The sequence below is a fragment of the Enterobacter sp. ECC-219 genome (genome assembly GCF_043966805.1).
In the GTDB taxonomy this organism is placed as follows: domain Bacteria; phylum Pseudomonadota; class Gammaproteobacteria; order Enterobacterales; family Enterobacteriaceae; genus Enterobacter; species Enterobacter cloacae_N.
The window spans coordinates 1011308-1023657 of record NZ_CP143680.1 but is presented as its reverse complement, the minus strand read 5'-3'; the positions used below and the strand labels follow the sequence as shown (position 1 = coordinate 1023657).

General features: G+C 57.7%; 11 protein-coding genes. 9 read left to right on the top strand and 2 right to left on the bottom strand.

Annotated features, from left to right (window positions below; all coding sequences use genetic code 11):
- Nucleotides 1-75: 75 nt before the first annotated feature.
- The 6 genes from V1603_RS04735 (at nt 76) to V1603_RS04710 (ending at nt 6235) form a co-directional block, all read left to right on the top strand.
- A complete protein-coding gene (locus V1603_RS04735) occupies nt 76-1590 on the top strand; it encodes a sugar ABC transporter ATP-binding protein (RefSeq protein WP_395313556.1) in 1515 nt (504 codons plus the stop codon).
- Between the two features lie 2 nt (nt 1591-1592).
- On the top strand, nt 1593-2588 hold the full coding sequence (locus V1603_RS04730; RefSeq protein WP_116343863.1) for a ribose ABC transporter permease: 996 nt from the start codon (nt 1593-1595) through the stop codon (nt 2586-2588).
- Nucleotides 2589-2618: 30 nt separating this feature from the next.
- Nucleotides 2619-3560, top strand: a complete 942-nt coding sequence (locus V1603_RS04725) for an ABC transporter substrate-binding protein (RefSeq protein ID WP_008500045.1) — start codon at nt 2619-2621, stop codon at nt 3558-3560.
- Between the two features lie 113 nt (nt 3561-3673).
- Nucleotides 3674-4360 (top strand): D-lyxose/D-mannose family sugar isomerase, encoded by a 687-nt coding sequence (locus V1603_RS04720; protein ID WP_163331062.1) that lies wholly within the window; start codon nt 3674-3676, stop codon nt 4358-4360.
- Between the two features lie 10 nt (nt 4361-4370).
- Nucleotides 4371-5231: a ketose 1,6-bisphosphate aldolase gene (locus V1603_RS04715; RefSeq protein ID WP_166712662.1), complete on the top strand. Its 861-nt coding sequence runs from the start codon at nt 4371-4373 to the stop codon at nt 5229-5231.
- Entirely contained in the window at nt 5228-6235 is a 1008-nt protein-coding gene (locus tag V1603_RS04710; RefSeq protein WP_116343860.1) for a carbohydrate kinase family protein, read from the top strand. The genes V1603_RS04715 and V1603_RS04710 overlap by 4 nt, the downstream gene beginning before the upstream one ends.
- On the opposite strand, the gene V1603_RS04705 is transcribed toward V1603_RS04710, so the two are convergent.
- Nucleotides 6232-6963: a response regulator gene (locus V1603_RS04705; protein ID WP_395313968.1), complete on the bottom strand. Its 732-nt coding sequence runs from the start codon at nt 6961-6963 to the stop codon at nt 6232-6234. The genes V1603_RS04710 and V1603_RS04705 overlap by 4 nt on opposite strands.
- A gap of 258 nt (nt 6964-7221) precedes the next feature.
- On the opposite strand from V1603_RS04705, the gene fdhF reads away from it, so the two are divergent.
- The 3 genes from fdhF (at nt 7222) to V1603_RS04690 (ending at nt 10639) form a co-directional block, all read left to right on the top strand.
- Nucleotides 7222-9369 (top strand): formate dehydrogenase subunit alpha, encoded by a 2148-nt coding sequence (fdhF, locus tag V1603_RS04700; protein WP_166709806.1) that lies wholly within the window; start codon nt 7222-7224, stop codon nt 9367-9369.
- Nucleotides 9370-9690: 321 nt separating this feature from the next.
- Nucleotides 9691-9843, top strand: a complete 153-nt coding sequence (locus tag V1603_RS04695; RefSeq protein ID WP_395313555.1) for a Hok/Gef family protein — start codon at nt 9691-9693, stop codon at nt 9841-9843.
- Nucleotides 9844-9964: 121 nt separating this feature from the next.
- The gene (locus tag V1603_RS04690; protein WP_116343857.1) at nt 9965-10639 is read left to right on the top strand and encodes a tetratricopeptide repeat protein; all 675 of its coding nucleotides are present in this window, start codon (nt 9965-9967) and stop codon (nt 10637-10639) included.
- A gap of 53 nt (nt 10640-10692) precedes the next feature.
- Here V1603_RS04690 and gltP read toward each other — a convergent pair whose 3' ends face one another.
- The gene (gene gltP / locus V1603_RS04685) at nt 10693-12006 is read right to left on the bottom strand and encodes a glutamate/aspartate:proton symporter GltP (RefSeq protein WP_116343856.1); all 1314 of its coding nucleotides are present in this window, start codon (nt 12004-12006) and stop codon (nt 10693-10695) included.
- Between the last annotated feature and the right edge of the window lie 344 nt (nt 12007-12350).

Genomic DNA, 12350 nt, shown 5'->3' with positions numbered 1-12350 from the left:
ATGAACAGCTTCTGACATTTTGCATTTACGCGCCTGTGATGAAGTGCAGATATCGACATTCACAGGAGGTCCGCCATGAGCAGAATCCCGGTTTTAGAGATGCGCCACATTGCCAAAACCTTTGGCAATTTCCACGCGCTCAAGGGTGTGGATTTGACGGTCTTCCCCGGTGAGATCCACGCGCTGATGGGGGAAAACGGCGCGGGAAAAAGCACGCTGATGAAGATCCTCGCGGGAGCCTATACCGCCACCAGCGGCGAGATCCTGATCGACGGCCAGCCGTTTCACATTAAAGGGCCAAAAGATGCGCTGGCCGCAGGCATCACCCTGATTTACCAGGAGATGCAGCTCGCGCCCAATCTTACCGTGGCCGAAAACATCTTCCTCGGCAGCGAGCTGTCGCGCGGCGGGCTGGTCCAGCGCAAGGAGATGGCCGCCCAGGCGCAGGCGGTGATTGACCGTCTCGGCGCGCAGTTCAGCGCCACAGACCTGGTGATGAAGCTGACCATCGCCGAGCAGCAGCAGGTGGAAATCGCCCGCGCGCTGCACCGCAACAGCCGCATTCTGGTGATGGACGAACCTACCGCCGCCCTCTCCTCCCGCGAAACCCACCGCCTGTTCGAACTGATTTTGCGCCTGCGCGACGAGGGCATGGCGATTATCTATATCAGCCACCGCATGGCGGAAGTGTATGAACTCTCTGACCGCGTGAGCGTTCTGCGCGACGGGCAGTACGTCGGGAGCCTCACGCGCGACAGGCTCAACGCCTCCGAGCTGGTGAAAATGATGGTGGGCCGCCCGTTAAGCGACCTGTTCAACAAAGAGCGTGATATTCCCCTCGGCAGCCCTCGTCTGAACGTGCACCACCTCACCGACGGTAAAAAAGTACAGCCGTGCAGCCTGCAGGTGCGTTCCGGCGAAATCGTCGGGCTGGCGGGGCTGGTCGGAGCCGGACGCTCCGAGCTGGCGCAGCTTATCTTCGGCGTGCGTAAGGCCACCGGCGGGATGATAGAGGTGGACGGCGAACCGGTGGTGATCCACTCCCCGCGCGCGGCCATCGAAAACGGCATCGGTTTTCTCACCGAAAACCGCAAGGAGCAGGGGCTGTTTCTGGAGCTGGCGGCGCAGGAGAATATCACCATGGCGACGCTGGAGCGCGACGCCACCTTTGGCATGTTGAACCGCAAAAAAGCCCAGTCCATTTCCGACGACGCCATCGCCCTGCTCAACATCCGCGTGCCTCATTCTCAGGTACGCGCGGGCGGGCTTTCGGGCGGCAACCAGCAAAAGCTGCTGATCTCCCGCTGGGTGGCGATTGGCCCGCGCATTCTGATTCTGGACGAGCCGACGCGCGGCGTGGACGTCGGCGCAAAAAGCGAGATCTACCGCATCATGAACCAGATGGCGCGCAAGGGGGTGGCGATTCTGATGATCTCCAGCGAGCTGCCGGAAGTGGTGGGAATGAGCGACCGGGTCTACGTGATGCGGGAAGGCAGCATCGCGGGTGAGCTTCACGGGCACGATATCTCTCAGGAAAACATCATGACGCTGGCAACCGGCGTGAACGACACATATCATCAGGCGGTGTAATTATGACAACTCCTACCCATCCGCAGCAGGTGGCGAAATCCGCCTCCGCAAAAAAAATGCTGATGAGCGATCTGATGCAAACGATCGGGATTTTACCGATTCTGATCCTGATTGTGGCGGTATTTGGCTTTATTGCCCCGAACTTCTTCACCGAGAGTAACCTGCTCAATATCACCCGCCAGGCATCCATCAACATCGTGCTGGCGGCCGGGATGACCTTCATCATCCTGACCGGCGGGATCGACCTCTCCGTAGGTTCGATTCTGGGCACCACGGCGGTGGCGGCGATGGTGGTCTCGCTAATCCCTGAATTTGCGATGCTCTCTATTCCAGCGGCGCTGATGCTCGGCATGGTGCTGGGATTATTCAACGGCGCGCTGGTAGCCTTTGCCGGGCTGCCGCCGTTTATCGTCACGCTCGGCACCTACACGGCGCTGCGCGGTGCGGCGTACCTGCTGGCCGATGGCACGACGGTGATCAACTCAAACATCAGCTTCGAGTGGATCGGCAATAACTACCTCGGCCCCATTCCGTGGCTGGTGGTGATCGCGCTGGCGGTGATTGCGGTGTGCTGGTTCATCCTGCGCCGCACCACGCTCGGCGTTCACATCTACGCGGTGGGCGGCAACATGCAGGCGGCGCGCTTAACGGGCATTAAGGTCTGGCTGGTGCTGCTGTTTGTCTACGGCATGAGCGGCCTGCTCTCCGGGCTTGGCGGCGTCATGAGCGCCTCGCGCCTCTACAGCGCCAACGGCAACCTCGGCACGGGGTACGAGCTGGATGCGATTGCGGCGGTGATCCTCGGCGGTACCAGCTTCGTCGGCGGGATCGGCACGATCACCGGCACGCTGGTGGGCGCGCTGATCATCGCCACCCTCAACAACGGCATGACGCTGATGGGCGTCTCCTACTTCTGGCAGCTGGTGATCAAAGGGGCGGTGATCATCATAGCGGTGCTGATCGACAAATACCGTACCCGACACCATCAAAGTGCATAACAACAATACCCTACAAGCGAGGAAGACAAGATGCGTTTGAAACCCTTAGTGACCGCGCTCTGTGCTGGCGCGCTGCTTGCCGCAACGCCGTTTGCGCAGGCAAAAGATCTGAAGTCCATCGGCGTGACGGTGGGCGACCTGGCTAACCCGTTCTTCGTGCAGATCACCAAAGGTGCCGAGCTGGAAGCGCGCAAGCTGGCGGGGGATAACGTCAAGGTGACGCTGGTCTCCAGCGGTTACGACCTGGGCCAGCAGGTTTCGCAGATCGATAACTTTATCGCCGCGAAGGTGGACATGATCATTCTCAATGCTGCGGATTCCAAAGGGATCGGCCCGGCGGTGAAGCGCGCGAAGGACGCCGGGATCGTGGTCGTCGCGGTGGACGTGGCGGCGGAAGGGGCCGATGCAACCATCACCTCCGATAACACCCAGGCGGGGGAAATGGCCTGTAAGTACATTACCGACCGCCTGAAAGGCAAAGGCAACGTGGTGATCATCAACGGACCACCGGTCTCTGCGGTGCAAAACCGCGTGGAAGGCTGTCAGACGGAATTCAAAAAACATCCGGACATCAAGGTGCTCTCGGATAACCAGAACGCCAAGGGCAGCCGTGAAGGCGGTCTGGAAGTGATGACCTCTCTGCTGGCGGCGAATCCGAAGATCGACGGCGTGTTCGCGATTAACGATCCGACCGCGATCGGTGCCGATCTGGCGGCGAAACAGGCCCAGCGCAACGAGTTCTTTATCGTCGGCGTGGACGGTTCCCCGGACGGTGAAGAGGCGCTGAAGCGCGAAAACTCCCTGTTTGTGGCGACCCCGGCGCAGGATCCGCAGGTGATGGCGGCGAAGGCGGTGGAGATCGGCTATGACATTCTGCAGGGCAAACCTGCGCCGAAAGCGCCGGTGCTGATCCCGGTGACGATGATCGATAAAAAGAACGTCGGGACCTATAAGGGGTGGACGGTTAAGTAACCCCCTCACCCTGCCCTCTCCCCATAGGGGAGAGGGTGTTCAAGTTCCCTCTCCCCTATGGGGAGAGGGCCAGGGTGAGGGGAAAGGTTTTGCACGTAACTCAAGGAGTCCCCATGAAACGCTCCGACATCAATGAAATTCTCGGCCACACGCGACAGTTCTTTTCCATGCACGACGTGCATCTCCCGCCTTTTGCCAGCTTTCCGCCCACAAAATGGCAGCAGCTTGAGCAGGCCGCATGGCTGGAAGTGTTTGACCTCAAGCTCGGCTGGGACGTGACGGCGTTCGGCGGTAACAATTTTGCCGCACAGGGGTTAACGCTGTTCACCCTGCGCAACGGCTCGCCCAACGGCGTGCCTTATGAAAAAAACTATGCCGAAAAAATTATGCACGTGCGCGATGGCCAGGTGACGCCGATGCATTTCCACTGGCGCAAGCGGGAAGACATCATCAACCGGGGCGGCGGGAATCTGATTGTTGAATTGTGGAATGCGGGAGCGCATGAAGAGACCGAAAACACGGACGTGACGGTCACCGTCGACGGCTGCCGTCAGACCCACGCGCCCGGCAGCCAGCTGCGCCTCACGCCTGGGGAAAGCATCTGTCTTACGCCAGGGCTGTATCACAGTTTCTGGGGCGAACGCGGCTTCGGCGACGTGCTGGTCGGGGAGGTGTCATCGGTAAACGACGACGAGCACGACAACCACTTTTTGCAGCCCGTTGCCCGCTATAACAACATCGAAGAAGATGAACCGGCGCTGCTGGTGCTGTGCAACGAGTACAACCTGTTTCGGATATAAGGGGTGAATGATGCCATTGATTTCTCTTGCCGAAGGTCTGGAGCACGCCAGAGCGCATCGCTATGCGCTGGGCGCGTTTAACGTGCTTGACTCCCACTTCCTGCGCGCGCTGTTTGCCGCCGCGAAGCAGGAACGCTCGCCGTTTATCATCAACATCGCCGAAGTGCATTTTAAGTACGTGTCGCTGGATTCGCTTGTCGAAGCGGTGAAGTTCGAAGCCGCCCGTCACGATATTCCCGTGGTGCTCAACCTCGACCACGGTCTGCATTTTGAGGCGGTGGTGCGCGCCCTGCGCTTAGGGTTTAGCTCGGTGATGTTCGACGGCTCGACGCTGAGCTACGAGGAAAACATTCGCCAGACGCGGGAGGTGGTGAAGATGTGCCACGCGGTGGGCGTCTCGGTGGAGGCCGAGCTGGGCGCGGTAGGCGGTGATGAAGGCGGCGCGCTTTACGGGCATGCGGATGAAGCGTTCTTTACCGACCCTCAGTTGGCGCGGGAATTTGTCGATAAGACCGGCATCGACGCGCTGGCGGTTGCCATCGGCAACGCGCACGGCAAATACAAAGGCGAGCCGAAGCTCGATTTCCCCCGCCTGGACGCCATTCGCCAGCAGACGGGCCTGCCGCTGGTTTTACACGGCGGCTCCGGCATTAGCGATGCCGACTTCCGCCGCGCCATCGAGCTGGGCATTCATAAAATTAATTTTTATACCGGCATGTCGCAGGCCGCGCTGGATGCCGTTGATCAGCGCATGGCAAACCGCCAGCCGCTGTACGATGAGTTTGCCGAGCTGCTGCTGGGGATAGAAGAGGCCATAACCGATACGGTCGCCGAACAGATGCGCATCTTCGGCAGCGCGAGGCAGGCATAATGGAACGCAAAGGCATCATCGCCGCTGGCAATATGCTGGTGGATCATGTCCACCAGATCGTGCAGTGGCCGGAGCGCGGCTGGCTGGCGGAAATCACCCACAGCGAACGTTCCACCGGAGGCGCGCCGCTGAACGTTCTGCTGACGCTGGCGAAAATGCACGTTAGCCTGCCGCTGCAGGCTGTGGGGCTGATTGGGGAAGACGGTGACGGGGATTACATTCTGGCGATGCTCGATCAGTATCACGTTAACCGCCAGCGCGTGCAGCGCACCACCTTCGCACCGACCTCCATGTCGCAGGTGATGACCGACCCCAGCGGGCAGCGCACCTTTTTCCACTCGCCGGGCGCCAACCGTCTGCTGGATCTCCCCGCTTTCGATCGTCTCGACGGATCGATGAAGATCTTCCATCTCGGCTACCTGCTGCTGCTCGACAGTCTGGATATGCCGGATGACGAATTTGGCACCCGCAGCGCGCGGCTGCTGGCGCAAATGCGCGAGCAAGGGTATGAAACCTCGCTCGATCTGGTCTCCCGCAAGGGCGACCCACGCTATCAGCCGCTGGTACTCCCTGCCCTGCGCCATCTCGATTACCTGGTGATTAACGAGCTGGAAGCCGGCGAATTTAGCGGGCTGGAGATGCGCGACGCCGACGATGCGCTGAACATCGCCCATATCGCCGATGCCGCTGCGCAGCTGCTGGCGGCAGGCGTTCGTCAGCGGGTGGTAATCCACTGCCCGGAAGGGGCATGGGGTGAAACACCGGGAGAAGCGGGCCAATGGGTTCCGTCGTGGAAGCTGGAGCAGAACGAGATTATCGGCAGCGTCGGCGCGGGAGACGCGTTTTGCGCGGGCTTTTTATACGGCTGTCATGAATCGCTGACGCTAACGGAGAGTATTCATCTGGCGCACGCCTGCGCGCGGGCCAGCCTGCTGGCGGCCAATGCGATTGACGGCGCGAAAACGCTGGCCGAACTGCAACTGTTTATTAAAGAGAATACTTAGGCCGCTTTCTCGCTATGCGACACATCGGCGGCAAAAACGTAGCCCAGCCCGCGTATGGTTTTAATCAGCGCAGGCTGATGCGGGTTAGCTTCAATTTTCCGGCGCAGGCGCATGATCAACACGTCAATTGTGCGGTCGAACACCTCGGTACTTTCGCTGTGGGTGAGCTCAAGGAGTTGCTCGCGGCTAAGTACCCGCCGGGCATTCTGCGTGAGCGCCAGCAGCAGGCCATATTCCCCCTGGGTCAGGGGCACGACGTTACGCTGCGGATCAATCAGCTCACAGCGGGTGGTCTCCAGCGTCCAGTCGTTAAAGGTTATCCCCGCCGCGCGTGGCATCGGCGCTTCTGCCGCCAGCGCCCCGGTACGGCGCAGCACGGCTTTAACCCGGGCCACCACCACCCGCGGATTAAACGGCTTACCAATATAATCGTCGGCCCCCATCTCCAGCCCTACCACCACGTCTGATTCACTGCCCAGCCCGGTTAACATGATTACCGGTAGCGCCGGGTGCTGCTTTTGCAGCTGCTGCAAAACCTGCAGGCCATTGATATCCGGCAGCATCATGTCCAGCAGAACAAGGGCGATATCCTGCTCCTGCTGCACCCGTCTCAGCGCATCCTGGCCGTTATGACAGACAAGCACCGTAAAGACGTGCTCACTCAGCACGTCCTGCAGCAGTTCGCAGACCGCCATATCGTCATCAACCACCAGAATCGCCGGTTTCATCATATGCTTCCGTCAGGGGATTATGTTAAGTCTGAACCATTCTGCCGCCGGCTCCAGTGAAATGGTTTTTTCCATGACGGAAATTCAACCCATGTCACATCCGCTGCCCATTCGACACGTCAATTTTGACGATTGTCGGCCTTTCGTCAGGGTTTTCACCAGAAAAGCGCCCATAAAGCCCAGGAGTAACCACATCAAAAACATGGCATAGATGCTGCATTAGTGGGTGCGAAAGATTTGATTAACTGGAGCAGACTGATGAAAAAAGTCGTCACGGTTTGCCCTTATTGTGCCTCAGGTTGCAAGATCCACCTGGTGGTCGATAACGGCAAAATCGTCCGGGCGGAGGCCGCGCAGGGGAAAACCAACCAGGGCACGCTGTGCCTGAAAGGGTATTACGGCTGGGATTTTATTAACGATACCCAAATCCTCACCCCGCGCCTGAAAACCCCTATGATCCGCCGCGAGCGCGGCGGCAAGCTGGAAGCCGTCTCCTGGAATGAGGCGCTGGATTATGTCGCCACGCGCCTCGGCGCCATCAAGGCTAAGTATGGCCCGGATGCCATTCAGACCACCGGCTCTTCACGCGGGACGGGGAATGAAACTAACTATGTGATGCAAAAATTCGCGCGCGCCGTTATTGGAACCAATAACGTCGACTGCTGCGCTCGCGTCTGACACGGCCCATCGGTTGCAGGTCTGCACCAGTCGGTCGGTAACGGCGCAATGAGTAATGCCATCAACGAGATAGATAACACCGATCTCGTGTTTATTTTCGGCTATAACCCGGCGGATTCTCACCCTATCGTCGCGAACCACGTTATTCGCGCTAAACAGAACGGGGCGAAAATCATCGTCTGCGATCCGCGCAAAATCGAAACCGCGCGCATTGCGGATATGCACATCGCGTTGAAAAACGGCTCGAACATCGCGCTGTTGAACGCAATGGGGCACGTCATTATTGAGGAGAATCTTTACGACCAGGCGTTTGTCGCGAGCCGTACGGAAGGCTTTGAAGAATATCGGAAAATCGTCGAAGGCTACACGCCGGAGTCGGTAGAGGCAATAACCGGCGTCAGCGCACAGGAGATCCGCCAGGCGGCGCGGATGTATGCCGGGGCGAAAACCGCCGCCATTCTCTGGGGCATGGGCGTGACCCAGTTCTACCAGGGCGTGGAAACCGTGCGTTCCCTGACAAGCCTCGCGATGCTAACGGGAAACCTGGGCAAGGCGCATGTGGGCGTGAACCCGGTGCGCGGCCAGAATAACGTCCAGGGCGCGTGCGACATGGGGGCGCTGCCGGATACTTATCCGGGCTACCAGTACGTTAAGTTCCCGGAAAACCGCGAGAAATTCGCAAAAGCCTGGGGCGTCGAGAGCCTGCCGGAACACACCGGCTATCGCATCAGCGAGCTGCCGCACCGCGCGGCGCACGGCGAAGTGCGTGCGGCCTACATCATGGGTGAAGATCCGCTCCAGACCGACGCCGAGCTCTCTGCGGTGCGCAAAGGGTTTGAGGATCTGGAGCTGGTGATTGTCCAGGATATCTTCATGACCAAAACTGCAGCGGCGGCGGATGTCATTTTACCGTCGACCTCCTGGGGCGAGCATGAAGGCGTCTACACGGCGGCGGATCGCGGCTTCCAGCGCTTCTTTAAGGCGGTCGAGCCGAAGTGGGATCTGAAAACCGACTGGCAGATCATCAGCGAAATCGCCACCCGCATGGGCTACCCGATGCACTACAACAACACTCAGGAAATCTGGGACGAGTTGCGCAGTCTGTGTCCGGACTTCTACGGTGCCACCTATGAAAAAATGGGTGAGCTGGGGTATATCCAGTGGCCGTGCCGTGATGAGTCCGAAGCTGACCAGGGGACGTCGTACCTCTTTAAAGAGAAGTTCGACACCCCGAACGGGCTGGCGCAGTTCTTCACCTGCGACTGGGTCGCGCCGATCGATAAGCTTACCGAGGAGTTTCCGATGGTGCTCTCCACCGTGCGTGAAGTGGGTCACTACTCCTGTCGCTCGATGACCGGCAACTGCGCCGCGCTGGCGGCGCTGGCGGATGAGCCGGGCTACGCGCAGATCAACACCGCCGACGCGGAGCGCCTCGGCATTGAGGATGAAGCGCTGGTGTGGGTGAACTCGCGCAAAGGCCGCATCATCACCCGCGCGCAGGTCAGCGACCGTCCAAACAAGGGGGCGGTCTATATGACCTACCAGTGGTGGATTGGTGCCTGTAACGAGCTGGTGACGGAGAACCTAAGCCCGATAACCAAAACGCCGGAGTATAAATACTGCGCCGTCAACGTGGAGCCGATTGCGGATCAACGCGCGGCGGAACAGTATGTGATCGACGAATATAACAAGCTGAAAGCACGGCTGCGTGAAAGCGCAATGGGCTGAAGCCGTTATTTAATCGTTGAATAAAGGGAGTGATATATTCACTCCCTTTTTATTTCCGCTTAGCACATTAAAAATATCAATTATTATTCTGGAAAGCGGCTCGCAAAAATAATGTAATTCGCGCTGAACAGAATTACATCTTTGCATTTTAATTCAGAGGGATAAGATGTGCGGCGGGTGCTTAAGACTTTCTGTCTTGAGCATTGTTGAGGGACAGAAAGTGGAAAGCCCCGGGAAATTTTCATTCACCCGAGGCTACCCCTCAACAACCAACAGGTTGAGAGTAGCCTCTTATTCTTTTTTTGACAAGGAGTAAAAGGCATGACGCCATTAAAAGCTGCGTTAGGCATCGTCTTTATTGTTTGCCTGGCGATAGTGATTTTTACCTTTATTACTCGCGGTAAGCTCTGCGAGTTTTCAATAAAGGGTGAACATCAGGAGGTGGCGGCGAAATTAGCCTGCAACGCAGGCTAACCTCTTCGGGCGGAACCACGGTTCCGCCCGGCTTGTAGGATGCTGAGGTCTTAATGCACCCATTTTTTTCTTTTGCTACCGCGATTATACTGCGCGGCGTGTACCCAGATGATAAGAATCCATGAAAGCCATTTTTCTGTTGTTGTTATTTTTAACATCGTTCGCCCGCGCGGATGAGATAGGCAGCCAATATCAGAAGCAGGCGGAAGCCGGCGATGCCCGCGCCCAGTATTATCTCGCCGATACCTACTTCAGCTCCGGTGACAGAAAGCAGGCAGCGCTGTGGGCAGAGAAAGCCGCAAAAGGCGGCGATGTTGATGCCATGGCGCTGTTGTCACAAATCCTCTTCACGCAGGGCGATTACGCCCAGGCCAAAGCCCTGGCACAGCAGGCCAACATCGCGGGCAGCAAACGCGGCGCGATCATGCTGGCGCGCGTGCTGGTCAACACGCAGGCGGGTAAAACCGACTATCCTCAGGCCATCAAGCTCCTGCAAACGGCGACCGAAGATATCGACAACGACTCGGCGGTCGATGCGCAGCTGCTGCTGGGGCTGATTTATGCCAACGGCGTAGAAGTGGCGCAGGACGACGTCCAGGCGGCGTCATGGTTTAAGCGCAGCTCGTCTCTGTCACGCACGGGCTACGCCGAATACTGGGCAGGAATGCTGTTCCAGCAAGGTGAGAAAGGCTTTATTACGCCCAATAAACAGAAAGCACTCTATTGGTTAAACCTGAGCTGTACGGAAGGGTTTGATACGGGGTGTGAAGAGTTTGATGCGTTGAGCGGGGAGTAGAATCCCCTCCACCTAACCCTCTCCCCAAAGGGGAGAGGGTAGAATACCTTACATCACTGATCGGCCGTCTTATCAAAACGTCCCAGCACCTCGCGTTCATACGCCAGCGCTTTTTTACGGTCGAATTTGTGTTCCCACTTGGCGATAACCAGCACCGCCAGGGCATTCCCCACCACGTTCAGCGCCGTACGCGCCATGTCGAGAATACGGTCCACACCGGCGATAAACGCCAGACCTTCCAGCGGAATACCGACGCTGCCAAGCGTAGCCAGCAGCACCACGAAGGAGACGCCCGGCACGCCAGCGATGCCTTTAGACGTCACCATCAGGGTCAGCACCAGCACGATCTCCTGCCACAGCGACAGGTCAATGCCGTACAGCTGCGCAATAAAGATAGCGGCGATACTCTGGTACAGCGTTGAGCCATCCAGGTTAAAGGAGTAGCCGGTCGGCACCACGAAGCTGGTGATAGACGCTGGAGCACCGTAGGCTTCCATCTTCTCAATAATGCGCGGCAGCACGCTCTCAGAGCTTGCCGTCGAGTACGCCAGAATCAGCTCATCCTTCAGGATACGAATCAGGATCCAGATGCTCAACCCGCACAGGCGCGCCACAATCCCCAGCACCACCAGCGCGAAGAACAGGATCGCGAAGTGCACCAGGATCACCAGCTTCGCCAGCGGCCACAGGGAGGCAAAACCGAAGTTCGCCACGGTCACTGCGATAAGCGCGAACACCCCGACCGGCGCGTAGCGCATCACCATGTGGGTCACTTTGAACATGGTTTCGGAGACAGATCGGAACACGGTGACCAGCGGTTCACGGTGCGTTGCGGGCAGAGAGGAGAGCCCCAGGCCAAACAGCACCGAGAAGAAGATGATCGGCAGCATCTCGCCTTTCGCCATGGAAGCAATGATGTTGGTCGGCACCAGCGACAGGATAGTCCCCATCAGACCGTGGGAATGGCTCTGCACGTCAGCAGTGGTGCTTTGGTATTTCGAAATATCCACCGTCGCCAGCTGCGACATATCGATCCCGGAGCCTGGCTGGAACACGTTCGCCAGCGTAATGCCGAGGATAATCGCAACCGTAGTGATCACTTCGAAATAGAGAATAGTTTTCGCGCCGATACGGCCTAACTGCTTCGCATCACCGACGCCCGCGATACCGACCACCAGCGTCGAGATCACAATCGGCACCACTATCATCTTAATCAGATGAATAAAAATATCGCCTGCCGGAGAGAGCAGGTTCGCAATCAGCCATTCGCGGCTGTCGCTGTGATAGTGGAGGTAACTGCCCAGCAGAATGCCCAGCACAAGGGCGATTAAGATCTGCCAGGCCAGGCTGACTTTAACGTTTTTCATAGAAACTGACTTCCTCAATGAAGCGCCTTATTCACGTAAACTGCATGAATATGGAGACATACTGAAAGGGTATGAATTGTGTTGCGTTGGTTTATGGGATTTTTTAACGCGGCGTATGAGTATCATTTGCGCGACCTGTTGCGCAAGCCTTAAAGAACGACGCGTTTCACTCACAAAAGCGACGATGACGGGAGTTTATTCTAATTCTTATAAATAACCTTTTGTTATAAAAACGCTTTTTTAAACGAAAATGTGAATAATAGTTATCGTAAATTATTTCCCTTCAAAGTTTCATTCGCTCGTTTTTCATACTCTTCAGACAATGCGTGATCTGCCGCCCAAAT